Below are 24828 nucleotides of genomic sequence, written 5' to 3'. Positions count from 1 at the left end.
TCCGTCCCGCCGCGCGAGCAGTGATCTCCGGCTGCCGCCGGCCGGGTATGGCTCTCTGTGACCTGCTGCCCCCTACGGTCGAGGGGCCGCCGTGGGGGTGCCTCACCCGGCAGCAGCGTCCCCGTCCCGGTGGCGGTGGGCCAAGGCGCCATCACCACAGGGACGAGCGAAACATCGTAGTCGAGGTCGAGCGCGCGAGGCCCGGCAGTGTGGAAGAACGCCCTTCGGGGGGCCGTGCGGCCCCGCTCCTCCGGCGCTCACACCTCCGCGATCTCCGCGTACAGCTGGGAGAGTTCGGGCACCCCGGCGGTCGCCCAGTCGTGGCCGGCGGTCACCACGTCGATCTCGCGTCCGGAGGCCAGCCTGACGACCGGACGGCCGCCCGGCCCGATCTCCCAGCCGGCGCCGGGCACGGTCCGTACGACGACCGTGCCCAGGTACAGCCCGGCGTCGTTGCCGAGCCAGGTCAGGGTGTCCTCGTCGTCGCGCCAGCGCGGCAGCAACTGGTCCAGTGCCTCCAGGGAGGCGGCGGAGTCGTCGAGCCGGAGTCCCGCCCCGGACACCTGGGAACGCAACAGCTCGCACTCGGAGAGGAGTTGGGCGAGGCCCGCCCGGCCCTCGGATCCCCCGGGGAACTCAACGGCACCGACGGACGAGTCCTGCCTTTTGCGCCACCTGCCCAGGAAAGGGATGTCCATGGCCCCAGGGTGACATCCGCACCGCCGGTCGCACCACAGGCGCGCGGGCCCGGCCGGGCCCTAGACGTCGAGGTCCACCACGACCGGGGCGTGGTCGGAGGCGCCCTTGCCCTTGCGCTCCTCGCGGTCGACGTAGGAGTCGGTGACCGCCTTCGCGAAGGGCTCGTTGGCGTACACCAGGTCGATGCGCATGCCGCGGTTCTTGGGGAAGCCGAGCTGGCGGTAGTCCCAGTACGTGAAGGGGTGGTCGTACTTCAGGGGCCGGGGTACCACGTCCGAGAGGCCCACCTCGCGCAGGGCGGTCAGGGCGGCGCGCTCGGCCGGGGTGACGTGGGTGGAGCCCTCGAAGGCGGCGCGGTCGAAGACGTCGTCGTCCGTCGGCGCGACGTTGTAGTCGCCGAGGACGGCGAAGGGGCGGCTGCCGCCCGCGTCACCGGCGACGGCCGCCCTCAGGGCCTCGAACCATTGGATCTTGTAGGCGTAGTGAGGGTGGTCCACCTCGCGGCCGTTGGGCACGTACACCGACCAGACGCGGACCGGGCCGCAGGTCGCCGAGATGGCGCGGGGCTCCTCCACGCCCTCGTAGCCGGGGTCGCCGGGCAGGCCGCGGACCACGTCCTCGAGTCCCACGCGGGAGAGCACCGCCACGCCGTTCCACCGGCCGGTGGCGTGGACCGCCGCCTCGTAGCCCAGTTCGCGCAGCTGGTCGAAGGGGAACTGCTCCTCGGCGACCTTGGCCTCCTGGAGGCACAGCACGTCCGTGCCGCTGCTCTCCAGCCAGGCCAGCAGCCTGGGCAGACGGGCGGTGATCGAGTTCACGTTCCAGGTCGCGATGCGCATGCCTCACAACCTACCGGGCACCGCTGACAACGCCCTCCGCCCGGCTTCAGGACCCGGCTCAGACCTCCGCCGACGCCCCCGGCGTCAGCCGCAGGTGCTCCGCGCCACCCAGGGCGCCGATCTGCCGGTCGTAGATCGGGCGGGCCAGGTCGGTCAGCAGGGCGTCGTGGATGTCGTAGGCGCGCTGCGGCCCGACCTCGCGGACGTAGTCGATCACCTCGGAGATCTTGTTCCAGGGCGCCATCACCGGCAGCATCAGCGTCTCGACCGGGACGTCCGGCACGGTGAGCGCGTCGCCCGGGTGGAAGACGCGGCCGCCGTCGAGGAGGTAGCCGACATTGGTGATGCGCGGGATGTCCGGGTGGATCACCGCGTGCAGCTCGCCGTGCACCTGCACGTCGAAGCCCGCGGCGGTGAAGGTGTCGCCGTGGCCGACGGTGTGGACGCGGCCCGGGAAGGCGGCGGCGATCTGCTCCGCGACGGACTTCAGGGTCCAGATCTCGGCGCCGGGGCGGGACTCCAGGGCGGCGCGCAGACGGCCCTCGTCGAAATGGTCGGCGTGCTCGTGGGTGACCAGGATCGCGTCCGCGCCGGACGCCGCGTCCTGCTCGCTGAACCCGCCGGGGTCGATGACGAGCGTCCGCCCGTCCTTCTCCAGGCGAACGCAGGCGTGCGACTTCTTCGTGAGTCTCATGCTCCCCAGCCTGGACCACCCGCGCGCCGGGCGCGCGGGTGGTCCCCGGTGGCGGCGCCCGGCGCTCGGCGCCCGGCCGGGGATCACTCCGTGGGCGTCGTCTCCTCGCGTATGACCTGCTGGGCGATCCCGAAGGCGGCACCCGCCGCGGGAATCCCGCAGTACACCGCGGTCTGCAGCAGCACCTCCTTGATCTCGTCCGGGGTCAGCCCGTTGCGCAGAGCGGCCCGGGTGTGGGCGGCGAGGTCCTGGAGGTGGCCGCCCGCGACCAGGGCGGTGAGGGCGACGCTGCTGCGGGTGCGCCGGTCGAGGCCGGGCCGGTCCCAGATCTCGCCCCAGGCGTAGCGGGTCAGGAACTCCTGGAAGTCGCCGGAGAAGTCCTCCGCCGCGGCGAGCGTCCCGTCCACGTGCGCGTCGCCCAGCACCTCGCGGCGGATCTTCAGACCGATGTCGTACCGGTCCGGCCCGCCCGCCGCCTGCGCCGGTACCGGCGCCGGGGCGATCTCGGCGATGGGCGAGGTCTGCGGGGGCGCGGCGAGCACCGGCCTGACCGGAGGCCCGACGATCGCCATGTGTCCTGTGGTCGAGTCGAAACCGGGGTGCCAGGCGGTGGAGAAGTGCCGCACCAGCAGGTCGGTCACGGCGACGGGCTGCTCCACCGGCACCAGGTGGGAGGCGCCGGGCACGACGGCCAGGCGGGCGTCGCGGATGCCGGCGACCAGGGTGCGCGCCTCGGCGGGGCCGGTGACCTGGTCGTCGGAACCGACCAGGACCAGCGTGGGCACGCCGATGTGGCCGAGCTCGGCGCGGACGTCGAAGACGGCCAGCGCCTCGCAGGCGGCGATGTAGCAGCCGGGGTCGGTGGTACGCACCATCTGCACGGCCCAGTCGGTGATCGCGGGCTGCGCGGCGGCGAAACCGCTGGTGAACCAGCGTTCCGGGGAGGTGCGGGCGATCGGGTCGAGCCCGTTCGTCCGGACGATCACCCCGCGCTGCCGGAACTCGTCGGGGGTGCCGAACCGCGGCGAGGTGGCGATCAGGGCGAGGGAGGCGAGTCGCTCCGGGTGGCGCAGCGCCAGTTCGACGCCGATCGCGCCGCCGAGGGCGCACCCGGCGTAGCCGAAGCGCTGCACGCCCAGTCCGTCCAGGGTGGCCAGCAGCCGGGTGACCAGGTCGGAGACCGAGTCGGCGGGGTGCGCGGGCGCTCCGCCGTGTCCCGGCAGGTCGAACCGGAAGACACGCCACTGCTTCGTCAGCTCCGGGACCTGCCGGTCCCACATGTGCCAGGTCGTACCCAGTGAGGGACCCAGGATCAGGACTGGGGCGTCTTCCCGCCCGTCGAAGCGGTATTGCAGGGTGTTCGTCGGTGTGTCACTCACGCCCTGCACGCTCTCACATCACACAAATTCTCAATTGCTTGGGTCGGAGCCCCTCGCAAGCCGTCCCAGGTTGTGGTGACTTCGCGAAGATCCTCTCCTTGTCGGCTTTAACGGGAAGTGACGGTCCTCTGCTCAGACGCGTGTAACGCCTGTTACTTTCGCAAGGTGAGCAATGATTCGGCGAAGAACTGGGTGCTGCTGATCCTGCGGCTGCCCGCGCAGCCGTCGCGCCACCGGGTGGCGGTGTGGCGGGAGCTGCGCAAGGTCGGCGCGCTGTCGCTCGGCCAGGGCGTATGGGCGGTGCCGGACGTGCCGGTCTTCGGCGACGGCGTGCGGCGGGCCCTGGAACTGGCCGAGCGGGCCGGGGGCGAGAGTGTGGTGCTGAGCGCCGCCGGCCGGGAGCCGCGGGACGCGGCCCGGTTCGAGGCGATGTTCACCGCCGCCCGCGAGGAGGACTGGGGCGAGTTCACCGCCGACTGCGGCAAGTACACCGCGGAGCTGGACAAGGAGATCGGCAAGGGCAAGTTCACCCTGGCCGAGCTGGAAGAGGAGGAGCAGTCGCTGGAGCGGCTGCGCCGCTGGCACCGCGACCTGCGGGCCCGGGACGTGTTCGGCGCCCCGGGCGGTGCGGAGGCCGACCGGCGGCTCGCCGAGTGCGTACGGCGCTTCGAGGACTACAGCGAGCGGGTCTTCGCCCATCTGCACGCCTTCTCCGCCGGTACCGGGGAGGGGGCGCGGTGAACGGGCCGACAGCCGCCGGCACCGCCGCGATACCGGCCCCGGACCGGCGGCGGATGTGGCCGCTGTACGCGGCCGGGTTCACCACCGCCTTCGGCGCGCACGGCATCGCCGCCAACCTCGCCTCCGGCGACACCGGGCTGGTCCGGTCGGTGCTCTACCTGGGGGTGCTGCTGGCCCTGTACGACGGCGCGGAGGTCGTCCTCAAGCCGGTGTTCGGCACCCTCGCCGACCGCGTCGGTGCCCGCCCCGTACTGGTCGGCGGGCTGATCGCGTTCGCCGCGGCCTCCGCCCTGTTCGTCGCCGTACGGGACCCGGGTCTGCTGTGGGCCGCGCGGCTGGGGCAGGGGGCCGCCGCCTCCGCGTTCTCCCCGGCCGCCTCCGCCCTGGTCGCCCGCCTGAACCCGCGGGCCGGACACGGCCGCGCGTTCGGCTCCTACGGCTTCTTCAAGAGCATCGGCTACACCGCCGGCCCCCTGCTCGGCGGCGTGCTGGTCTGGGCGGGCGGGCTGACGCTGCTGTTCGCCGTCCTCATGCTGCTGGCCGCCGCCGTCGCGGTGTGGGCCGCGCTCGCGGTGCCCGCCGTGCCGCCCCTGCCCAGGAGCCGTCAGACGCTCCTGGGCCTGGCCCGCCGACTGGCCGACGGCGCCTTCCTGCGGCCGGTCGCCGCACTGGCCGCCGCGACCGCCGCCCTGTCCGTCGGCGTCGGGTTCCTGCCCCTGTCCGGCGCGGCCGACGGCCTGCCGCCGGTGGCCACCGGGGCGGCCGTCTCCGTCCTGGCCGCGTGCGCGGCCCTCGTCCAGCCGTGGGCCGGGCGCGCGCTGGACGACGGACGGCTGACGGCCCGCGCGGGACTGGCCGCAGGGCTCGTCGTGACCGCGTGCGGACTGGCCGCCGCCCTGCTGCCCGGCGTGACCGGGCTGTTGACGGCCGCCGTCCTGATCGGCGCAGGCACCGGTCTGATCACCCCGCTCGGTTTCGCCGCCCTCGCCGCCGCTACCCCCGAGGAGCGGATGGGCCAGACCATGGGCGCGGCCGAACTCGGCCGCGAACTCGGCGACGCCTCCGGCCCGCTCCTGGTCGCCTCCGTGGCCTCCGCCGCCACCCTCACCTGGGGATACACCGCTCTGGCCGTCCTGACCGCGCTTCTGCCGCTTGCCCTGGCCGCCCGCCGCACGCCCCGCTGACACGGCTCTTCCGGGCTGCCGTGCCTCAGCGGGGGGTGTAAGCAGGAAGCATGCGTCCAGGGCGGCGGATCTCTCACCGCAATCACTCGTGGCAGGCCAGCGACGCTCTGCTCGCGGTGCCGCTCGGTTTGATCGCCGCCATCGTCGTCGCCGACATCCTGACCCCGCCCCACGTGCCGCTGGGGCCCCTGCTGATCGTGGCTCCCGCGATCACCGCGTCCTTCGCCAGTCCCTTCCTCACCGCCCTGGTCGGCGTCATCGCCGTGGCGGCCCTGCTCGGCGTCGGCGCGGGGTTCCACCTGCTGACGACGGAGAGCGTCGGCGCGCAGATCATCTCCCTGGTGGTGGTCTCGGTGGTCGTGACGGTGTTCCGTTATCTGCGCGAGCGGCACACCCGCGAGCTGGAACAGGTACGCAGGGTGTCGGAGGCCGCGCAGCGGGTGGTGCTCAGGCCGTTGCCCCGGCGCATAGGGCCGCTGCGGGTGGCGTCGGTGTACCTGGCGGCTCAGGAGGAGGCGCTGATCGGCGGCGACCTGTACGCGGCCGTCCGCACCCCGCTCGGCACACGGCTGATCATCGGCGATGTGATGGGCAAGGGCCTGACCGCGATGGGCGACGCCTCGCTGCTGCTGGGCGCGTTCCGGGAGGCCGCGCACCGGAAGGCGGCCCTGCCCGAGCTGATGGCCTACCTGGAGCGCAGCGTGTGCTGGAACCTGGCCGAGCCCACGGAGCCGGGGCAGGAGGGGGAGTGCTTCATCACGGCCGCGATCGTCGACATCCCCGACGCGCTGCCGCAGGCGCAGATGGTGATCTGCGGACACCCGCCGCCGTTGCTGCTGCGCGGCCGGCAGGCCGTCACGCTGCGCGCCAGCGCTCCCGCTCCGCCGCTGGGCCTGGGCGAGCTGAGCACACCGGAGTACCGGGTGGACACCTTCCGGCTGGAGCCCGGGGACCTGTTGCTGCTGTACACCGATGGTGTGGTCGAGGCACGCGACCCCGGGGGCGTCTTCTACCCGCTCGCCGCACGGGCCGTCTCCTGGACGCAGGACAGCCCCGTGGCTCTGGTCCATCACCTGCGGGCCGACCTGCTGGACCACGTCGGCGGGCGCCTGACCGACGACGCCGCGCTGGTCGCGTTGCAGCGCACTGCCGGTCCTTAGCCCTGCGGATCCCGGTCCCTGGCCCACGGATCAGGCCGGGGCGCCGCCGACGGATCAAGGCAGGGGCGCCGTCCACGGTCCGGCAGGGGGGCCCATACGGGTCCGGCAGGGGGTGTCAGAGGGCGCCCGGTGCGCCCAGGCCGGTCAGGGCGCCGACCGGGTCGAGGTCGGGGGTGCCGCGGGGCCACCAGTCGTCGCGGTCCGGCTCCGATTCGTACGCGTACCACAGGCCGTCCCGGCCGAGGCGGAGCTGGAGGTGGCCGCGGGGGTGGGTGAGCCGGTTGCGCCGAGGGCGGAAGGCGGGCAGGTCGGCGGCGAGGAGCAGCGGGCGCGCCCGGTCGAAGCGGCCGGCCGGTGGGTCCCAGGGCTCCTCCAGGACGGCGAGTCCTTCGAGGCCGCCCTGGCGCCAGGCCGCCACCGCCCGCGCCAGTTCGGCCGTGCCGCGACCGGTGGCGGAGGCGAGCGAGGCGTACAGGGAACGGGTGGCCGCCGTCAGTCCGGAGCCGGGGCGGGCGGCGGCGAGGCGTACCGCGTCCTGCCACAGCGTGAGCCCGCCGACCGGGTCGCGGCCGGTGGTGAGCAGGGCGTGGGCGCGGGCGGCGGCGTCGGTGGCCAGTTGGTCCAGGACGAACGGGTCGGGGCCGCCCGGTGCCGCCGGATACACCGGGGGCTGCTCCGGGTGCGAGGGTGCGGGCAACGGCGCGGGCAGCGGCGGGCGCCGCCGCTCGGCCAGCGCCTCGCCCGCGCGCACCCCCGGGAAGGGCTCCGGTTCCCGCTCCTGCGCGGCGCGGGCCGCGCGGGTGGCGTTCAGCCGGGACAGGGCGTCGAGCAGTTCCCGCTCGCCCCGGCCGCGGAGCAGCAGCAGGACGAAGGGGTCCGCGTCCAGCAGGCGTGCGGTCTGGTAGCAGAGGGCGGCGGCGTGCTTGCAGGGGTGACCGCGGTCGGGGCAGCTGCAGTGCGGCTCCAGGTCGCCTGGGCCGGGCAGCAGCGGGACGCCGCAGTCGGCGAGCGACTGGGGCATCTCCTTGTCGAGGAGTGCGGCGATGTGCCCGGGGCGCTCCGCGACGGCGTCCAGGAACCGGTCCCAGTCGGCGTCGTCCAGCGTCCGCAGCCGCACCTGGACCCGGTACGGGCGCGGCCGGCTCCCCTGCACGTACGCCAGGACCAGCCCCGGGGTGACGGTGACGGCGTCCACGTGCCCCGTCTGCGCGTACCCGCGCCCGCGGGCCAGCCGCGCCGCGTCCAGCGCGCCCTCCTCCAACGCGTCGACCCACGCGTCGCCCCACCATGTATCGGCGAACCGCTCCCCTTCCACCGCCCGCGCCGGGAACGCCGGAAACGTACGCCGAAGTTCGCCGTCCCGGCGTGGGGAGGCCATGGTGCGGGGGACCCGGGGCGGCACGGGCGGCTCGGCGCCGGCCCGCGCCGGCGAGAACGAGGCACTTCCGGAGCCCGCCCCGGCCGAGGACGGGGACGTTCGACGGCCGTACGCCCGCCTGACTTCCGAGGCGGCTTCCGGGGTGCCCGCCGAGGAGGCATCCGGGGCGCCCGTCGAGGTGCCCTCCCCCGCCGGGGTGCCCGCTGAGACACCGTCCCGCGTCGCGGCTGAGGGGGCGCCCGGAGTGCTCGCCGGCGGGCTCTCCCCCATCACCGCCGAGACGCCGTCCGGGGTACCCGCTGAGGTGCCGTGCTGCGTCGTGGCTGAGGGTGCGCCCGGAGTGCCTGCCGACGGCCCCTCACCCATCACCGCTGAGGGGCCGAAATGGGTGCCCGCTGAGGCGCCTTGTCGCGTCGTGCCTGAGGAGGCGTCCGGGGCGCCTGCCGAGGCGCCGTCCCACGTCGCGGCTGAGGAGGCGTCCGGAGCGCCCGCCGAGGCGCCCTTTCCCGTCGCCGCCGACGGGCCGCCCGCCGGGGTGCCTGCTGAGGCGCCGTGCCGCGTGGCGGCTGAGGGGGCGTCCGGGGCGCCCGCCGGGGCGCCGTCCCCCGTCGCCGCCGAGGGAGCACCCGGCGTGCCTACCGGGGCGCCCTCCCCCGTCACCGTCCAGGCGCCGTCCGGGGCGTCTGCCGAGGCCCACTCCTCCGTCCCCACCAAGAGGGCGTCGGAGGGGACGACGGGGGTGGCCTCCTGCGATGTGCGACTCGAAGAGCCGTCGGACGGGGTGACCGAGGTGACGCTGGTCGTCAGGACGCCCTCCGAGACGTCTTCCTGGGTCCTCGTCAGGGCGGCCTGCGAGGCGGCAGCCCAGGCGGTGGTCGGGATGGCCGTAGTAGAGAGGTCCTCTCTCGAGGGCACGGGTGTGGGCGGGATCGTCCGGGGCTCGGGGCTTCCCCGGCCGGTCGGGCCGTTGCTGTTGGTGTTCGCGTGGTGGCCGGGCGCTGCCGGGGGCGTCCGGAAGGGGCCGGTGGGCGCGATGGCGTGGGTGCCTGCGCCGTCGTGTTCAGCGTCCGTTCCGGCCGGGCGGTCGGTGGGCGTCGGCCGCGTCGCTCGGCGAGCGGCTCTGGTCCCCGCCTGCGTCGCCTCCGCACGGGCCGCACGCCGGGCCAGGGCGCCGCGCAGCGCCTCGCGCGCGGCCTCCGAGGGACGGGCCGCCGCGGGCCGCCGTGGTGCGGCGCCGTCCGCCGGGGCGCCGGGGGGCGTCGACGGTCGCGGTGCCGGCTCGTCCGCTGCGGCCTCCAAGGGGCGGGCCCCCGCGGACCCCCGCGATGCGGCACCGTCCGCCGGGGCGCCGGAGGGCGTCGACGGTCGCGGTGCCGGCTCGTCCGCTGCGGCCTCCGAGAGGCGGGCCGCCGCGGGCCGCCGTGGTGCGGCGCCGTCCGCCGGGGGCGTCTCCGGTCGGGGGGCCGGCTCGTCCGGGTCCTCCCCGGTGTCGTCGCCGCGCCGGGCGTTGACCGCGCGCCGCAAGGCGTCCCGTGCGGCGTCACCGGGACGGCTCCCCGCACCGGCCGGGTCGCCCGGAACGGGCTTGCGGTGGTCCTCGGGTCCTTCGGGGGTCCGGGTCTGCTGTTCCCGCGCGGCGCGCAGGGCCCGGCGTGCCGCGTCGGCGGGGCGCTCGTCCATCAGGCGTCCCTCCGCAGCGAGACCAGGTCGGACAGCTCGCGGTCGGTCAGCTCCGTGAGCGCCGACTCGCCCGCGCCGAGGATCGCGTCGGCCAGGGCGCGCTTGGCGGCGAGCATCTCGGCGATACGGTCCTCCACGGTGCCCTCGGTGATCAGGCGGTGCACCTGGACAGGCTGGGTCTGGCCGATGCGGTAGGCGCGGTCGGTGGCCTGCTCCTCGACCGCCGGGTTCCACCAGCGGTCGAAGTGGACGACGTGGCCCGCGCGCGTGAGGTTCAGGCCCGTGCCCGCCGCTTTCAGGGACAGGACGAGGATCGGCGTCGCGCCGCTCTGGAAGCGGTCCACCATGCGCTCGCGCTCCGGGACCGGCGTACCGCCGTGCAGCAGGTCCACCGGGACCGCGCGGGTGGTGAGGTGGGAGGTGATCAGGCGGGCCATGCCGACGTACTGGGTGAAGACCAGCGCCGAGCCGTCCTCGGCGAGCAGGGTGTCCAGCAACTCGTCCAGAAGCGCCAGCTTCCCGGAGCGCGCCGCCGGCCTGTCGCCGCCGCGGACGTGCTCCTCCTTCAGGTAGAGCGCCGGATGGTTGCAGATCTGCTTCAGCGAAGTCAGCAGTTTCAGGACCAGCCCGCGCCGGGCCATGCCCTCGGCGGTCTCGATGGCGAGCATCGACTCGCGCACCACGGCCTCGTACAGCGCGGCCTGTTCGCGGGTGAGAGGGACGGGGTGGTCCGTCTCGGTCTTGGGCGGCAGCTCGGGGACGATGCCGGGGTCGGACTTCCTGCGGCGCAGCAGGAAGGGGCGTACCAGGCGGCCCAGGCGCTGCACGGCCTCCTCGTCCTCGCCGGTCTCCACCGCGCGGGCGTGCCGGGCGCGGAAGGACTTCAGCGGGCCGAGGAGCCCGGGAGTGGTCCAGTCGAGCAGGGCCCACAGTTCGGAGAGGTTGTTCTCCACGGGGGTGCCGGTGAGGGCCACGCGCGCGGGGGACGGGATCGTCCGCAGCGCCTTCGCGGTCGCCGAGTACGGGTTCTTGACGTGCTGGGCCTCGTCGGCGACGACCATGCCCCAGGGCTGCTCGGCCAGCAGGGGTGCCGTGGACCGCATCGTGCCGTACGTGGTGAGCACGAAGCCGCCGTCGAGGCCGTCCAGGGTGCGGTCCTGGCCGTGGAAGCGGCGGACGGGGACGCCGGGGGCGAACCGGGTGATCTCCCGCTGCCAGTTGCCCAGCAGGGAGGCCGGGCAGACCACCAGGGTGGGTTCGTCGCGCGCCCGCTTGAGGTGCAGCGCGATGACGGTGACCGTCTTGCCGAGGCCCATGTCGTCGGCGAGGCAGCCGCCGAGGCCGAGGGAGGTCATGAGGTCGAGCCAGCCCAGGCCACGCAGTTGGTAGTCGCGCAGGGTGGCGTCGAGGCCCGGCGGCGGTTCGGCGGGCCGGACACCTGCCGTGAGCCGGTCCCGCAGGGTCGCCAGCGCGCCGACGGGCACCGCCTCGACCGTCTCGCCGTCGACCTCCGCGGTGCCGGTGAGGGCGACGGAGAGCGCGTCGACCGGGTCGAGCAGGCCGAGGTCGCGCTTGCGGGCCTTGCGGACGAGGGCCGGGTCGACGAGCACCCAGCGGTCCCGCAGCCGCACCACCGGGCGGTGGGCCTCGGCGAGCGCGTCCATCTCGGCGTCGCTGAGCGGATCGCCGCCGAGCGCCAACTGCCAGCGGAACCGCAGCAGTTCCTCGCCCTCGAAGAAGCCGGTGCCGTCCTTGGCCGAGCCCGGCGCGGGGCGTACCACCGCGGTCGCCGTGAGGTCCTGGGCCAGGTCGCGCGGCCAGTGCACGGCGACGCCTGCCGCGGCGAGCCGGGTCGCGGCCACGCCGAGCAGTTCGCTCACCTCGCCCTCGGAGAGGGCGAGGACGTCGGGCACCTCCTGCTCGGAGAGCCGGTCCAGCGCGGGCCAGACGCGGGCCGCGCGCCGTATGGCCAGGGCGGCGTCCACGCGTGAGCGTGGGCCGAAGGCCGTGTCCGCCTCGCCCGCCCACAGGGCCGCCGCGTCGGCGACGAGGGTGGGGTCGGCGAGGCTGTGCACCTGGACGATCGCCGCGCCCGCGCTGCGGGCCGCGCCGTCGCCGTTGGCGTCGTCACCGTCGAAAAGGTCGTGCGCGGACAGGTCCAGGCGGAGTGAGACGCGGACGCCCGCGTCCATGCCGGCGGCGACCTCGGCCGCCCAGTCGTGGGCGTGCGGCAGGTGCTGCGGCCCGCGGGCGGCGAAGGGCTTCCCGGAGGTGTGGGGTGCGGCCGGGGTGCGGGGCAGGGTGTCGGCGACCGCGTCGAGGAAGGTGCGCAGCAGCGCCTCCGGTTCGGGCAGGCGGAGCGGACCCGAACCGGGCAGCGGGACCGCGTGGCCCTCGTAGGGCAGGGCGGCGGCGATCGCACGCAGGTGGGCGATGTCGTCCGGGTCGAGGGGGCCCGCGCGCCAGGCGTCGTGCCCGGTGACGGTCAGGCCGGGCAGCAGCCGTCCACGGGCGACGAGCCGCAGCGCGTGCAGGGCGGCGGCGCCCCAGCAGGCCGTGGCGGGGTGGGCCGCCGGATCGTGCCGTGCCCGTACGAGGTGCGGCAGCGCGTCCTCGATCGGCAGGGACAGTGCGGACGCGCTCCTGCGCCGGGCCCCCGCCCCGTGCCGCCGCACGACGGTGAGCTCCGTGGGCACCGGCCCACCGCCGTCCGGGTGCGGCCCGGGCGTGCTCGCGGCTCCCTGTCCGGCGCGCTCCGGGCGGGCGTCGGCCGTTCGACCGTTGCCGTCGGCGGGGCCGCTCCCCGTCCATACGTCGTCGTTCGGGTCCCAGAAGGCGATGCGGCTGTCGCGTGGAAGGGGAGCGGGGAGGAAGACAGCGGCGAGGCGGGGGGACACGGACACCGTGTGCGTCGTGCTGTCCGTCGCTCCGACCACCATGTCGCTCATACGTTCTGTCACCTCGCCCTCGCCGTCCGGCCCAGTCGTCTTCGACTCTACGGGCGGGGTCTGACAATCGGCTCCGGCGGCCTGGATCGGGCCACGGCCGACATCAGGGGACGGTGCGGGAGACGACGTAGACCATCGGCAGGACCGGGTTGGACAGGTTCACGACCACGTCCTGCGTGGGGGCGGGGTTCTTCTGGCCGTGAGTGAGGCCCCACCAGGGGCCGGGGCTGGTGAAGGTCCAGCCGGTGGTCTTCTTGTCCCGGGCGCCGACGGTGACGGCGCCCTCCTTCAAGTCGCTCCGGTTGACTCCCATGGCCTCCAGGAAGGAGGTGAGGCCCGGTTCGGTGGTCCGGAACTGGACGTAGAGACGGCTGGTCTTCCAGTTGTTCGTCTCGTAGTAGGAGACCATGTCGGCCGGGTGCGGGATCGGCACCTGGTAGAGGCGGCGCTGGACCTTGGACGGGTAGCCGGGCGCGAGGCCCTTCACCGCGTACCGGGCCTCCTTGTCCTTGCCGCTGTCGCGGCTCTGGTTGGCGGAGATCACCAGGTAGCCGGCCGGAACGCCGATGAGCAGCACGATGATCAGCAGGGTGAAAGTCCTGCGGCGGTTGCGGTGCCGGCGGTCCTCGACACGCGGCGGCCGCCCGTCCGGGGGCGCCGCCTGGCGTGGCAACGACATCGTCATAGCGCCTCCCGGGCCGCGCGCCGCGCCTGCGCGTACCGCTCGTAGCGCTCGTACCGTTCGACCCGGCGCCGCTTGGCGCGCCGGAAGCGGCGGGCGACCAGCCGGGCGAGGTCGGCGGCGCCGACCATGCCGGCCTCGGGGCCGAGCTGGGCGCGGGTGATACGGGCCTCGGGGCGGTAGCCGCGGCCGGTGAGGTGCCGTTTGAACGCGTCCCGCGCGGGGCCGATCAGCAAGTCGTCGGCCGCGGAGACCCCGCCGCCGATCACGAAGCAGGACGGGTCGAGGGCGGCGGCCAGGTTGGCGATGCCGACGCCGAGCCACTGGCCGATGTCCTCGAGCAGTTCGATGCACATGGCGTCGCCCTCGCGGGCCAGCTCGGTGATCATCGGCCCGGTGATGTCGGCGATGTTCCCTTTGACGTGCTCGATGATCCCGTAGGCGACCGGGGAGTCGGCCGCGGCCAGCTCACGCGCCTCCCGCACCAGGGCGTTGCCCGAGCTGTACTGCTCCCAGCAGCCGCGGTTGCCGCACGGGCAGCGGTGGCCGCCCGGCACGACCTGCATGTGCCCGAACTCGCCCGCGACACCGAATTTTCCCCGCTTGACCTGGCCGTCCTCCAGGATCGCGCCGCCGATACCGGTGCCCAGCGTGATCATGACGAGGTGGTCCTCGTCGCGGCCCGCGCCGAAGCGCCACTCGGCCCAGGCGGCGGCGTTGGCGTCGTTGTCGACCAGGACCGGCACGGACAGGCGTTCGGAGAGGCGGTCACGCAGGGGTTCGTTGCGCCAGGACAGGTGGGGGGCGAACAGCACGCGGTTGCGGTCGGCGTCGACCCAGCCGGCCGCGCCGATGCCGACCGCGTGCACGTCGTGCCGGTCGGACAGGTCCAGGACCAGTTCGACGATGGTGTCCTCGACGACCCGCGGGCTCTTGGACTTGTCCGGGGTCTCCGTGCGGAGCCGCTCCAGGATGTTGCCGTCGGCGTCGACGACGCCCGCCATCACCTTGGTGCCGCCGATGTCGATGCCCACCGTGGGGACGCGGGGTGCGGTCAGGTGGGAGCGCCGCTCCCGGGTACCGACCGTGCGCAGTACGGGAGCGCGGCGGGAGCCGATGGGGGCGGTGAGGTCGCGGTAGGTGCTCATCGGGCCCGATTCTGCCGCACGATGGGTAAGGGGCCCGTACGGGGCACCGAGGAGCCGGTGCCCGGTTTGTACGGGATACGGACGTGTGGGGGTCGTCGCGTCCGCGCTGCGGAGCGGCATGATGCCACAACCCCGCGGGCCCTCAGGTCCCTTGCAGCTCATGGCGTAGCTCGTCCAGGTCGCTGCCGCCCGCCATCTGCCGGGTCAGCTCGTCCAGGGTGATCTCGTCCCGAGTGTGGTGGCCGACCATGGTGCCCCGCCTCAGCAGGACGAATCGGTCACCTACAAGGTACGCGTGATGGGGGTTGTGGGTGATCAGCACAACACCCAGACCCTGGTCGCGGGCTGCCGCCACATACCTCAGCACCACGCCCGACTGCTTCACGCCGAGCGCCGCGGTCGGCTCGTCCAGGACGAGCACCTTCGCGCCGAGGTACACCGCGCGCGCGATGGCGACGCACTGGCGCTCGCCGCCCGACAGGGTGCCGATGGGCTGGTCGACGTCGCGCAGGTCGATTCCCATCCGCAGCAGTTCGGCCCGCGCCGTCCTGCGCATGAGGTCGACGTCCAGGCGCTTGAAGGGGCCGGTCCCCTTGCGGGGCTCGGAGCCGAGGAAGAAGTTCCGCCAGACCGGCATGAGGCCCACGACGGCCAGGTCCTGGTACACCGTGGCGATGCCCCGGTCCAGGGCGTCGCGCGGTGAGGTGAGCCGGGTCTCCTCGCCCTCGACGCGCAGGACACCGCCGTCGTGCTGGTGCAGTCCCGCGATGATCTTGATCAGGGTCGACTTGCCGGCGCCGTTGTCGCCCAGGACGCAGGTGATCTCCCCGGCGTGGACCGCCAGGCCGACGTCCTCCAGGGCGCGGACACCGCCGTAGTGCTTGCTGACGCCGGACAGCTCCACGAGTGCCGTGCGTGCTTCGGTCTGCGTCACTTGGTGGCCTCCGCCCGCCTGCGGACCCAGGTGTTGAGCAGGGTCGCGAGGAGCAGCATCGCTCCGAGGAAGAACTTGAACCAGTCGGGGTTCCACTCGGCGAAGACGATGCCCTTGCTGGTCATGCCGAACAGGAGGGCTCCGACCGCCGAGCCGATGGCGCTGCCGTAGCCGCCGGTGATCAGGCAGCCGCCGATGACGGCGGCGATGATGTAGATCAGCTCGTTGCCGACGCCCTCGCCGGACTGCACCGCGTCGAAGGAGAAGAGGAGGTGCTGCCCGCAGATCCAGGCGCCGAGGCCCACGCCCATGTAGAGGCCGGTCTTGGTTCCGGTGACCGGTACGCCGACCGCGCGCGCCGCGTCCTTGTTGCCGCCGACCGCGAAGATCCAGTTGCCGGTGCGGGTGCGCAGCAGGATCCAGGAGGCGAGGGCGACCAGGCCGAGCCACCACAGGATGGTGACCTTGACGTCGACGCCGCCGATGGTGAGCGTCGAGGCGAACACCGCGTGGGCGCTGGAGAAGCCCTCCATGTCGCCGATCGTCTTGGTGGAGACGGTGCCGTCGATCAGCTTGGTGAAGCCGAGGTTCATCCCGGTCAGCATCAGGAAGGTGCCCAGGGTGACGATGAAGCTGGGCAGCCCGGTGCGGGTCAGCATGAAGCCGTTGAAGGCACCGATCGCCAGGGTGACCAGCAGGGATACGCCGACCCCGACCCAGACGTTCGCGGTCATCTGGTAGCTGAACATCGAGGAGACCAGCGCGGAGGACGTCACCATCACGCCCGCCGACAGGTCGAACTCGCCGCCGATCATCAGCAGCGCGACCGGAACCGCCATGATGCCGATGGTCGAGGACGCGTACAGGACGGTGCTGAGGCTGGCGGCGCGCAGGAAGCCGTCCGCGGCGCAGGCGAAGAAGACGAAGACGGCGATCGCGCCGACGACCGAGCCGAGCTCGGGACGAGTGAGCAGCCTGCGCAGCGCCGAGGTCTGCGGAAACGTTTCAGCGGCGGAGGTCTCGGGGTGGACGGCGGGCCGGTCCGTGGTCGTCCCGCTCATCGGGTGCCCCGCTTCGTGTACTCCTCCAGCGTGGCCGCCTGGTCCTTGGTGACGATCTGCGGGCCGGTGAGCACCGGCCGGCCGCCGCCGAGGACGTCACCGTTGTACTTGTAGAGCCAGAGCAGGTCGACGGCCTGGTAGCCCTGGAGGTAGGGCTGCTGGTCGACGGCGAAGCCGAGCGTGCCGTCCTTGAGCTCGGCGGCGACCTTGGCGTTCAGGTCGAAGGTGTCGACCTCGGCCCTGCTGCCGGCGTCGGCCTTCGCCTTGACGGCGGTGTCCGCGTACGGGGCGCCGAGCGTGACGACCGCGTCGACGGACCTGTCCGCCTGGAGCCTGGCGCCGATCGCGGCCTGCGTGTCCGGCATGTTGGTGCCGTTGACGTAGAGGTTCTCGACCGTGCCGGAGAAGGTCTTCGCCACTCCGGCGCAGCGCTGCTCGTGCCCGACGTTGCCCTGCTCGTGCAGGACGCAGAGCACCTTCTTCCTTCCGCGCTCGGTCAGCTCCTGCCCGACGGCCTCACCGGCGACGGTCTCGTCCTGGCCGACGTGCGTGAGGGCGCCGTACGCCTTGGACTGCGCCGATCCGGAGTTGACCGTGATCACCGGAATGCCGGCCCGCTCGGCGCGGGCCACGGCGGCCTTGAGCGCGTCGGGTTTGGCGAGGGTGACGATGATGCCGTCGACCTTCTTGTCCACCGCAGCGTCCACGAGCTGGGCCTGCTGCTGGGCCTCGGCGTCGTGCGAGTACAGGAAGTTGATGTTGTCCTTGACCGCGGCCTGCTTGGCGCCGCTCTGCACGATGTCCCAGAACGTGTCACCGTCCCCGGAGTGCGTGATCATCGCGAAGGTCCAGCGGGGGGTGTTCACCGCGGCCCTGCCCTGGGCCGCCGCGGCCTTGCGGGCATCCTCCGCCCGCTTACCGCCGGTACTGCTGCACCCCGCCAGCGACAGGGACAGTGCCCCTGCCAGCGTGATGACTACCCAGGTTGGAAACCGTGCCACGAGGCCGTGCCCTTCTTGCTGTGCCCGAACGTACGCAAGGGGCCGATGACGATCCCACCAGCCCCGAACGTTCCATTATCGGACACCGGAACCACTGATTCCGCGGGCGGGGAGTGGGTGACCGGTCACATTGTCCGGACATGAGGAGGATGCCTGGAGCACACCGGGCGACCGCAAGCGCGGTCAGGGACGTACGAGGAGCTGGAACTCGAAGGAGTAACGGGAGGGCCGGTAGGTGTGCGTGCCGTACTCCACCGCGCGGCCGGTGTCGTCGAAGGTGGTGCGCTGCATGGTCAGCAGGGGGGCGCCCTCGGGCTCGGTGAGCCGCTCGGCCTCGGCGGAGGAGGCGGCACGGGCGCCGATGGACTGGCGGGCACTGTGCAGGGTGATCCCGGCGGCGCGCATCAGCCGGTACAGGCCGGTGGCCTCCAGCTGACCGGTGTCCAGGTCGAGCAGTCCGGGCGGCAGGTAGTTGGTCAGGTACGCCATCGGCTCGCCGTGGGCCAGGCGCAGCCGTTCGATGCGGTGGACCTCCTCGCCCTCGGCCACCCCGAGGGCGGCGGCGACCTCGGCGGAGGCCGGGACCACCGTGTTGACCAGGACCTTCGTCGCCGGGCGCTGACCGGCCGCCTCCAGGTCGTCGTAGAGGCTGCTCAGCTCCAGCGGGCGCTTGACCCGGCTGTGCACGACCTGCGTGCCGACACCGCGGCGGCGTACCAGGAGGCCCTTGTCGACCAGCGACTGGATGGCCTGGCGGACGGTGGGCCGGGACAGGCCGAGCCGCGCGGCGAGCTCGATCTCGTTGCCCAGCAGGCTGCCGGGGGTGAGGCTGCCGTGTTCGATCGCGGCCTCGAGCTGCTGGGACAACTGGAAGTACAGCGGTACCGGGGAACTCCGGTCCACATGGAGTTCGAGTGAGACGGTGGGGTCCACTTCTGGTTTCGGCACGGCCCGAGCGTAGCTCCGCGGCCGGTTGACGGGAAGTCGTGAAGTTCGATTGTCCGGACATGCGGTTGACAGGGTCCGGGGTCCGCCCTCACTTTGTTCCCATGCGCATCGGGGTCATCGGTACGGGCCGCATAGGCACCATCCACGCGAACGCACTCAGCCGCCACCGCGAGGTCGGCTCATTGATCCTCACGGACGCCGATCCGGCGCGGGCACAGGCCCTCGCCTTCCGGCTGGGTGAGACAGCGGCACCGGGGGTGGACGAGATCTTCACCTGGGGCGTGGACGCGGTCGTGATCACCACGGCGACCTCGGCCCACGCCGAACTGATCGGCCGGGCGGCACGGTCGGGGCTCCCGGTGTTCTGCGAGAAACCGATCGCCCTGGACCTGCCGGGCACGTTACAGGCGCTCGCCGAGGTCGAAGCCGCCGGCACGGTGCTCCAGATGGGCTTCCAGCGCCGCTTCGACACGGGCTACGCCGGCGCGCGCGAGGCGGTGCGCTCCGGGCGCCTCGGCCGTCTGCACACGGTCCGCGCGCTCACCTCCGACCAGGCACCGCCGCCACCTCAGTGGCTTCCGCTCTCCGGCGGGCTTTTCAGGGACACCCTGATCCACGACTTCGACGTGCTGCGCTGGGTGACGGGCCGCGAGGTCCTCAGCGTGTACGCGGCCGGATCCGACGCCGGCCCCGCGATGTTCCGCGAGGCGGGCGACGTCGACACCGGCGCGGCGCTGCTCACCCTCGACGACGGCACGCTCGCCACCGCCACCGCGACACGCCTCAACGGCGCGGGCTACGACGTCCGCATGGAACTGGCCGGGGAGCGGGACCAGATCGTGGTCGGCCTCGACGACCGGACGCCGATCGCGTCCACCGAGCCGACCGGCCCACCGGCCGCGGACAAGCCCTGGCCCGACTTCCTGGAACGCTTCGGCCCCGCCTACGAAGCCGAACTGGCCGCGTTCGTACAGGTGCTGCACGGTGAGCGCCCCAACCCGTGCGACGGCCGCGAGGCCCTCCAGGCCCTGCGCATCGCCGAGGCCTGCGAGGTCTCCCGCCGTGAACACCGCCCGGTGAGCCTGGCGGAGATCCCGGGCGGCGACCGGGCGGTCCACCGGTGACGGGCCGACAGCCACGGTGACCGCCGTCCGACCGTCCGGATGCCCGGACGGCTTCCGGGCCGACCGCCAACGCACGGTCGACCGGCGGCGCACGGCCAACCAGCGACGCACGGCCAACCAGCGGCTCACCCCGACCGGCGGCGCACGGCCAACCAGTGACTCCCGGCCGAGCGTTGGCGCGGCCGACCGCCGGCTCCCGGAGGACCAGCGGCTCTCGGCCGACCGGTCGCGCGGCCGACTCGGTGGGCGCGGCGGGACGGGCGAGTCTTCGACGGGCACGGGCCAGGGGGCGGGCGCGGCGCCCGCACACCGGCTCACCAGCCGCACCAACCAACCGGCCCACCGGCCCACCGGCCGCACCGGGCCACCGACCAACCGGCCGCACCGACTAACCGGCCGCACCGGCCCACCGGCAACACCGGACTAACGGACGCACCGGCCCACCGGACTAACCGACGCACCAGCTCACCAACCCGCCAGACGCACCAGTCACACCAATCGCGTCAGGCGCACCAGCCCAGCGCCGGACTCGCCCACCCGCAGGCGCCGCACGGGCCGCACGGCCTGCCCGGTGGGAGAATTGGCGATCATGCGTGCCGCTTATGTCGAACAGCTGGGACCACCCGACGTCATCCGCTTCGGCGAGCTGCCCGCTCCCGTGCCGGGGCCGGGCGAGGTGCTGGTCGACGTGATGGCCACGACAGTCAACCCGGTGGACACCTTCGTCCGCTCGGGGCTGTTCCGCACACCGCTGTCGTTCCCGTTCGTGATCGGGCGCGACCTGGTGGGCACGGTGGCGTCCGCGGGCTCCGGTTTCGCCGTCGGCGAGACGGTGTGGTGCAACAGCCTGGGCCACGACGGCCGGCAGGGGGCGGCCGCCGAACAGGCCGTGGTGCCCGCCGACCGCCTCTACCGGCTGCCGGCGGCCGTGCGCCCGGAGGAGGCGGTGGCCGTGTTCCATCCCGCCGCGACCGCCTATCTGGCTCTCTTCACGCACGGCGGGCTGCTCCCCGGTGAGACGGTCCTGGTCGGTGGCGCGGCCGGCAACGTGGGCGGCGCGCTGGTGGAGTTCGCGTACCGGGCGTACGCGCGGGTCCTCGCCACGGCCGCACCGCGCGACCACGAGCACGTCCGCTCCCTGGGCGCGGCGGAGGCCGTGGACTACCACGCCCCCGATCTCGCCGCGCGGCTGGCGCGGCTCGCTCCGTCCGGCGTCGGCGTCCACGTCGACACCTCGGGACACAACGACCTGAGGACCGCGGTCGAACTCCTCGCCCACCGCGGCCGCATCGTCGTCCTGTCCGGTGCCCGCGACGAGCCGACCCTTCCGGTCGGTCCGCTCTACATGAAGGACGGCTCCCTGCGCGGCTTCGCCATCTCCCACGCCACCGCCGCGGAACTGGCCGAGGCGGCGGCCGCCGTCAACGGCCTCCTGGCCTCGGGCGGGCTGCGGCCCCGTTCGGTGGAGTACCGCCCCCTGAGCGCCGCGGCGGAGATCCACCAGCGCATGGAGCGGGGAGAACTCCACGGCCGACGCGTGGTGCTACGCCCCTGACTCCGAAGCGTGGTGCTACGTCCCTGTCCCGGGCCCGCCCGGTACCTCTCCGTCACCGGCGTCCTGTTCCGCCGGCGCGGTCGTCCGGGCAGCCCACCGCCGCCGGGCGCGCATCACCGAGAGGGGGTGGCCGACCACGACGGCCACCCCCAGCCCGACGAAGTAGACGCCGCTCAGGACGGCCCGTGGCGCCCACCCCAGTGCCACCGCCACGGCCAGCATGACGAACCCGGCCGCGCAGCACAGCGCCCCGGCGCCCACGATCACCCAGCGGAATCGAGCGCCCCTCCACCCGGACTCGGCCTTCGACCGGATCCTGGCGCCGTTCACGGTCCGCAGTTCACGGGCCGGCCGGCCCCTGCGGCGCACCTCCCGGTAGTGGTCCATGACCTCGGCCTCGGCACCCGTGGGAGGACCCCGGCGTGCCCGTGCGCCCATCGCCCCGCCTCCTCCTCGTACAGGTGTCCACTCGCCTCACCGGACTATGACAGAATCCGCCGACACCTCACGGGCGACAGGAGTGTGATGGACGGTCGCATACCCGGAGGGCCGCAGGTCTCGGCGGCCCGTGTGTGGCTGTTCACCGCGGCCATGTCCGCCGTCGCCTGGCTGCCTCTGTTCGCCCCCACTCTCCTGATCGCGGCCGTGGGGGTGGCCTGGGGGGTCTGGCAGATGGCCGCGCTTCCGGTGCTGTGGTTGCTTCCGGCCCTGCGCGAGGTCGTGATCCCCGACGTCCTGCCGGGCCGGGCGGTACGGCCGGACGACCAGCCGGAACTAGCGGCGCTGGTACGGGACTTGGCCGAACGGACCGGCTTCGGCGCTCCGCTGCTGGTGCGGATCCTCCCGGAGCCGGCGGTGCTCGCGTGCCGCGTGAGGGCAACGGGCGGACCCGGCTACGCGCTGCTGCTCGGACTGCCGCTGGTCCGGGCGCTCTCGGCCGCGCAGCTTGCCGCGGTGATCGCGCACGAGCTGGCCCACCGGCGCCACTTCGACGACCGTCGCACACGTGCCCTGCTGGCGGCACGCCGTGCGCTCGCCGAACGGCTGGACGGGCGCCTGCGACCGCTGGCCCCGTTGGCCGCTCCCCTGCTGCGCGCTACTCAACCCTGGTCCTGGCAGGCGGAGTTGGCGGCCGACGCCGAGGCCGCACGGGCCGTGGGCGGTACCGCGGTGCGCGAGGCCGTGGAACGGGTCGCCGTGATCGAGGCGGCTTTCGACGTGATCACGCAGGACTGGGTGGAGGACCTGCTCGAGGACGGCACGTATCCGGTGGACCTCTACGAGGCGTTCGACCTCGCCCTCCAGGATCCGTCGGTGCTGCACCGGGCCGCCCGCGAGGACGCCGAGGACCGGGCCCTGGACGTCTACGCGATGGCCGCCCAGCCGCCGTCGGTCGTGCGGACGGCCGCGCTGCCGCACACCGGCACCTATGCGGCGTACGGCTCGGCTCCGCTCGGGCTGCGGGACGCCGAGGCGGTCGCCGAGTGGTGCGTCCAGCGTCTGGCCTGCGCGGACGGACCCGGTGCGACCCTCCAGGAGGGCGGCGGTGTCCGGGGCAGCGCCCTGCGGCCCGAGGACCTGAAGCCGGTGCGCCTCCTCGAACTCGACCCCGACAGGTTCTGCCTCCCCGCCGACGGCGGCCCCGGCGCGGCGGCGCTGGCGGCCGCGACCGGACAGCCCTCCACCACCGAGGCACTGCACGTCGCACTGGACGCCCTCGCCGACGCCGACTGGTACCGCCTGGCCCGCCGGATGGACCCTCAACTGCGGTGGCTGCCGGCTGCCGCGCGCAGGGCGGTCGGCGGTCAGGTGCTGGCCGGGGCCATGGGAGCGGCCCTGGCGCCGTTGCTGCTGAAGGTCGGCTGGTCCTACGCCGGCCGCTGGATGAACACCGTGCTCAGGGCGCCGGACGGCACGGTCGTCGACCTGTACGAGGTGCTCGTCACGGCCGTGGACGGCGGTGACCCGGCGCCCGTCCGCGCCCTGCTGGAGAAGACCGGGACCGAGAAGGCGGAGAGAGCATGAGACGCCCCGGCCCCGCCCTGCGCGTCGCCCTGCTGGGCGTGACGGCCACCCTGACCGGCTTCGCGCTGCTCGCCGGCTGGCTGGGTTTCCACGCGTACACCTACGGCCAGGCCCGCGAGCGCGCCACGGCCCGCACCAACGGCGTGATCGTCGAGGACGGCCTCGGGGAGGGCGAGGACATCCGGGTGCGCTGGAAGGACCGCTCGGGCCGTGAACACGAGCAGAGCTTCGGCGTCTACGACACCGACCGCTACACCAAGGGCCGTCACTTCCCCGTCGTCTACGACCCGGACGAGACGGATCCGCGGGGCTTCCCCGGCGACCCGGAGGAGACGTCCGACGAGGACGACCTGCTCGTCCCCATCGTGCTCGCCGGGGTCACGGCGGCCGCGCTGTGCTCGGTGTGGGCCTGGCGTGGCGTGCGGTTCCGGCGGGCGGCGCGGCGGCCGGGCCGTCCGATGACGGCGACAATGCACTACGGTGTCCGGCCCGTCTCCTCGCAGGCGCTGTCGGAGACCCTGTGGCTCGCGCTCACCGAGACGGGCGTGAGTGACCGGCCGGCCGCCTGGCAGCGGATCATGTGGCATACCGCCCTCGACGAGCTGCGCGGCCCGGTCGAGGTGAGCGCCCATCACCGGGCGGGCTCGCGCGGCGCCGTGGTGGCCCAACTGCCGGACGGCACGCGTCTGGTGCCCCTGGGACGCCTGCGGCACCGTGCGCCGCGCCGCGTGTTCCTCGACGAGTACACGGCGGTCCGTGCGACCCTGGAGGACTCCTTCACCTCGGTCGACGCCGCGGCGCTCTCCGCGAGGCCCTGGTGGTGGCCGGGCGCCCAGGCGGCCGCCGTCGGACTCGTCGTGGGCGCCCTGGCAGGGGCCCTCTTCATCGGCGGAACCGCGGTGGCGACCGTGAGCATGGCGCTGTGCGGGGCCGTCCTGCCCGCCGCGCTGTGGGCGCAGAGCGCTCCGCGGCCCTGACCCGCGCCGCGCCGAAGCGGCACCCGCTGCCCGTCCCCTCCGAGCTCGGGCCGGGCAGCGGCTCGCCCCGCGGCCGGTGTGCGTGGAGGGTCCGCGGGGCGAGGGACGTGCGGTGGACTCGTGGTTCAGCAGCCGAAGTTGACGAGCTTGAACGTGACGTAATGGTCCGCGGTGTAGTAGTCCTCCCGGGTCTTCTGGCCGGTGACTATGCGTCGGGCGCCACGGTCGGGGGAGCCCGGGGTGACGACCGTGTACTCGTGGTAGTACCCGGTCGACTGCTTCGGCAGGACGCCCTCACGGTTCTGGAAGACGGCACCGTCCTGGGAGTACGGGAAGGGACCGCCCTTGTCGATCAGGCGGAGCGTGTCGTGCGCCTGGGAGGGCAGCGCGCTGTAGCAGATGCTGCCGACCGCGGTCGCGGCGGCGTCGGCCGGGGCGGCGGCGACGGTGCCACCGACCAGGAGGGCGGACAGGAGGGCGCCCGCGGCGCCGATGCGGGTGGTGCGTGGGGGGAATCTCATGCGCTCATCATGACGCGCGTAGACACTGACATGTCAATGACAAGTCCGAGGAATTTACCGTCAAGTTCGATGAATTCGCGGGGAGTTAATCCAGGTAGGAGCCGTACCGGGGGCGGCCCGCGATGTCATACGTCTCGAACGCATCGGCAC

21 protein-coding genes are annotated in these 24828 nt (G+C 73.7%); 7 read left to right on the top strand and 14 right to left on the bottom strand.

The window, feature by feature from the left end; all coding sequences use genetic code 11:
* Window positions 1-257: 257 nt before the first annotated feature.
* From ACWEK3_RS21515 to pcaDC, 4 genes are all read right to left on the bottom strand, one after another.
* Window positions 258-698 carry a DUF6278 family protein gene (locus ACWEK3_RS21515; RefSeq protein ID WP_450539676.1) on the bottom strand — a complete coding sequence of 147 codons (441 nt, stop codon included), beginning with the start codon at window positions 696-698 and terminating at the stop codon, window positions 258-260.
* Window positions 699-758: 60 nt separating this feature from the next.
* Window positions 759-1538 carry an exodeoxyribonuclease III gene (locus tag ACWEK3_RS21510; protein WP_361412150.1) on the bottom strand — a complete coding sequence of 260 codons (780 nt, stop codon included), beginning with the start codon at window positions 1536-1538 and terminating at the stop codon, window positions 759-761.
* A 58-nt stretch (window positions 1539-1596) separates the two neighbouring features.
* Window positions 1597-2232, bottom strand: a complete 636-nt coding sequence (locus ACWEK3_RS21505; protein WP_450539674.1) for an MBL fold metallo-hydrolase — start codon at window positions 2230-2232, stop codon at window positions 1597-1599.
* Window positions 2233-2315: 83 nt separating this feature from the next.
* Window positions 2316-3611 (bottom strand): bifunctional 3-oxoadipate enol-lactonase/4-carboxymuconolactone decarboxylase PcaDC, encoded by a 1296-nt coding sequence (gene pcaDC / locus ACWEK3_RS21500; protein ID WP_450539673.1) that lies wholly within the window; start codon window positions 3609-3611, stop codon window positions 2316-2318.
* A gap of 165 nt (window positions 3612-3776) precedes the next feature.
* Here pcaDC and ACWEK3_RS21495 point away from each other — a divergent pair, with 165 nt between their 5' ends.
* The 3 genes from ACWEK3_RS21495 to ACWEK3_RS21485 are packed head-to-tail and all read left to right on the top strand — an operon-like array spanning window position 3777 to window position 6696.
* Entirely contained in the window at window positions 3777-4352 is a 576-nt protein-coding gene (locus tag ACWEK3_RS21495) for a Chromate resistance protein ChrB (protein WP_450539671.1), read from the top strand.
* Between the two features lie 53 nt (window positions 4353-4405).
* Window positions 4406-5536, top strand: a complete 1131-nt coding sequence (locus ACWEK3_RS21490) for an MFS transporter (RefSeq protein WP_453250365.1) — start codon at window positions 4406-4408, stop codon at window positions 5534-5536.
* A gap of 50 nt (window positions 5537-5586) precedes the next feature.
* Window positions 5587-6696, top strand: coding sequence for a PP2C family protein-serine/threonine phosphatase (locus tag ACWEK3_RS21485; protein WP_450539669.1), 1110 nt, complete (start codon window positions 5587-5589; stop codon window positions 6694-6696).
* 115 nt (window positions 6697-6811) lie between these two features.
* On the opposite strand, the gene ACWEK3_RS21480 is transcribed toward ACWEK3_RS21485, so the two are convergent.
* The 8 genes from ACWEK3_RS21480 to ACWEK3_RS21445 all read right to left on the bottom strand — a co-directional run bounded on the left by ACWEK3_RS21480 (window position 6812) and on the right by ACWEK3_RS21445 (window position 18461).
* Window positions 6812-8734, bottom strand: coding sequence for an SWIM zinc finger family protein (locus ACWEK3_RS21480; protein ID WP_453250364.1), 1923 nt, complete (start codon window positions 8732-8734; stop codon window positions 6812-6814).
* Between the two features lie 1019 nt (window positions 8735-9753).
* Window positions 9754-12702 (bottom strand): DEAD/DEAH box helicase, encoded by a 2949-nt coding sequence (locus ACWEK3_RS21475; RefSeq protein WP_453250350.1) that lies wholly within the window; start codon window positions 12700-12702, stop codon window positions 9754-9756.
* Between the two features lie 103 nt (window positions 12703-12805).
* Window positions 12806-13387 carry a sugar kinase gene (locus tag ACWEK3_RS21470; protein WP_450540676.1) on the bottom strand — a complete coding sequence of 194 codons (582 nt, stop codon included), beginning with the start codon at window positions 13385-13387 and terminating at the stop codon, window positions 12806-12808.
* Window positions 13384-14532 carry an ROK family glucokinase gene (locus ACWEK3_RS21465; protein ID WP_361412162.1) on the bottom strand — a complete coding sequence of 383 codons (1149 nt, stop codon included), beginning with the start codon at window positions 14530-14532 and terminating at the stop codon, window positions 13384-13386. Before ACWEK3_RS21465 ends, ACWEK3_RS21470 begins: the two co-directional genes overlap by 4 nt.
* 142 nt (window positions 14533-14674) lie before the next feature.
* Window positions 14675-15466 carry an ATP-binding cassette domain-containing protein gene (locus tag ACWEK3_RS21460; protein WP_450540678.1) on the bottom strand — a complete coding sequence of 264 codons (792 nt, stop codon included), beginning with the start codon at window positions 15464-15466 and terminating at the stop codon, window positions 14675-14677.
* Complete coding sequence (locus ACWEK3_RS21455) at window positions 15463-16527, bottom strand: ABC transporter permease (protein ID WP_450540679.1); 1065 nt, start codon at window positions 16525-16527, stop codon at window positions 15463-15465. The genes ACWEK3_RS21460 and ACWEK3_RS21455 overlap by 4 nt, the downstream gene beginning before the upstream one ends.
* Window positions 16524-17528, bottom strand: coding sequence for a sugar ABC transporter substrate-binding protein (locus ACWEK3_RS21450; protein WP_450540681.1), 1005 nt, complete (start codon window positions 17526-17528; stop codon window positions 16524-16526). Before ACWEK3_RS21450 ends, ACWEK3_RS21455 begins: the two co-directional genes overlap by 4 nt.
* A 183-nt stretch (window positions 17529-17711) precedes the next feature.
* Window positions 17712-18461, bottom strand: coding sequence for a GntR family transcriptional regulator (locus ACWEK3_RS21445; RefSeq protein WP_361412462.1), 750 nt, complete (start codon window positions 18459-18461; stop codon window positions 17712-17714).
* 116 nt (window positions 18462-18577) lie between these two features.
* Between ACWEK3_RS21445 and ACWEK3_RS21440 the strand changes: the two genes are divergently transcribed.
* Window positions 18578-19600 carry a Gfo/Idh/MocA family protein gene (locus tag ACWEK3_RS21440; protein ID WP_450540682.1) on the top strand — a complete coding sequence of 341 codons (1023 nt, stop codon included), beginning with the start codon at window positions 18578-18580 and terminating at the stop codon, window positions 19598-19600.
* A 589-nt stretch (window positions 19601-20189) separates the two neighbouring features.
* Complete coding sequence (locus ACWEK3_RS21435; RefSeq protein ID WP_453250349.1) at window positions 20190-21155, top strand: NADPH:quinone reductase; 966 nt, start codon at window positions 20190-20192, stop codon at window positions 21153-21155.
* A gap of 15 nt (window positions 21156-21170) precedes the next feature.
* On the opposite strand, the gene ACWEK3_RS21430 is transcribed toward ACWEK3_RS21435, so the two are convergent.
* On the bottom strand, window positions 21171-21593 hold the full coding sequence (locus tag ACWEK3_RS21430) for a hypothetical protein (protein ID WP_450540685.1): 423 nt from the start codon (window positions 21591-21593) through the stop codon (window positions 21171-21173).
* A gap of 87 nt (window positions 21594-21680) precedes the next feature.
* Here ACWEK3_RS21430 and ACWEK3_RS21425 point away from each other — a divergent pair, with 87 nt between their 5' ends.
* Entirely contained in the window at window positions 21681-23180 is a 1500-nt protein-coding gene (locus ACWEK3_RS21425) for a M48 family metalloprotease (protein ID WP_453250348.1), read from the top strand.
* Entirely contained in the window at window positions 23177-24157 is a 981-nt protein-coding gene (locus tag ACWEK3_RS21420) for a hypothetical protein (RefSeq protein WP_453250347.1), read from the top strand. Before ACWEK3_RS21425 ends, ACWEK3_RS21420 begins: the two co-directional genes overlap by 4 nt.
* Before the next feature lie 125 nt (window positions 24158-24282).
* Here ACWEK3_RS21420 and ACWEK3_RS21415 read toward each other — a convergent pair whose 3' ends face one another.
* Entirely contained in the window at window positions 24283-24678 is a 396-nt protein-coding gene (locus tag ACWEK3_RS21415; protein ID WP_361412179.1) for a ribonuclease domain-containing protein, read from the bottom strand.
* Window positions 24679-24828: the final 150 nt, after the last annotated feature.

It is taken from the genome of Streptomyces sp. NPDC004721, assembly GCF_053601495.1.
The sequence above is the reverse complement of the archived record's forward strand: the minus strand, read 5'-3'. Positions and strand labels throughout refer to the sequence as shown.

Excerpts from the sequence above, each read along its gene's own strand:
- ACWEK3_RS21470 (WP_450540676.1), bottom strand. The coding sequence starts at position 13,387 with ATGACGATGTCGTTGCCACGCCAGGCGGCGCCCCCGGACGGGCGGCCG.
- ACWEK3_RS21485 (WP_450539669.1), top strand. The coding sequence starts at position 5,587 with ATGCGTCCAGGGCGGCGGATCTCTCACCGCAATCACTCGTGGCAGGCC.
- ACWEK3_RS21465 (WP_361412162.1), bottom strand. The coding sequence starts at position 14,532 with ATGAGCACCTACCGCGACCTCACCGCCCCCATCGGCTCCCGCCGCGCT.
- ACWEK3_RS21425 (WP_453250348.1), top strand. The coding sequence starts at position 21,681 with ATGGACGGTCGCATACCCGGAGGGCCGCAGGTCTCGGCGGCCCGTGTG.
- ACWEK3_RS21420 (WP_453250347.1), top strand. The coding sequence starts at position 23,177 with ATGAGACGCCCCGGCCCCGCCCTGCGCGTCGCCCTGCTGGGCGTGACG.
- ACWEK3_RS21430 (WP_450540685.1), bottom strand. The coding sequence starts at position 21,593 with ATGGGCGCACGGGCACGCCGGGGTCCTCCCACGGGTGCCGAGGCCGAG.
- ACWEK3_RS21455 (WP_450540679.1), bottom strand. The coding sequence starts at position 16,527 with ATGAGCGGGACGACCACGGACCGGCCCGCCGTCCACCCCGAGACCTCC.
- ACWEK3_RS21510 (WP_361412150.1), bottom strand. The coding sequence starts at position 1,538 with ATGCGCATCGCGACCTGGAACGTGAACTCGATCACCGCCCGTCTGCCC.
- ACWEK3_RS21440 (WP_450540682.1), top strand. The coding sequence starts at position 18,578 with ATGCGCATCGGGGTCATCGGTACGGGCCGCATAGGCACCATCCACGCG.
- ACWEK3_RS21475 (WP_453250350.1), bottom strand. The coding sequence starts at position 12,702 with ATGAGCGACATGGTGGTCGGAGCGACGGACAGCACGACGCACACGGTG.
- ACWEK3_RS21515 (WP_450539676.1), bottom strand. The coding sequence starts at position 698 with ATGGACATCCCTTTCCTGGGCAGGTGGCGCAAAAGGCAGGACTCGTCC.
- ACWEK3_RS21415 (WP_361412179.1), bottom strand. The coding sequence starts at position 24,678 with ATGAGATTCCCCCCACGCACCACCCGCATCGGCGCCGCGGGCGCCCTC.
- ACWEK3_RS21505 (WP_450539674.1), bottom strand. The coding sequence starts at position 2,232 with ATGAGACTCACGAAGAAGTCGCACGCCTGCGTTCGCCTGGAGAAGGAC.
- ACWEK3_RS21490 (WP_453250365.1), top strand. The coding sequence starts at position 4,406 with ATGTGGCCGCTGTACGCGGCCGGGTTCACCACCGCCTTCGGCGCGCAC.
- ACWEK3_RS21435 (WP_453250349.1), top strand. The coding sequence starts at position 20,190 with ATGCGTGCCGCTTATGTCGAACAGCTGGGACCACCCGACGTCATCCGC.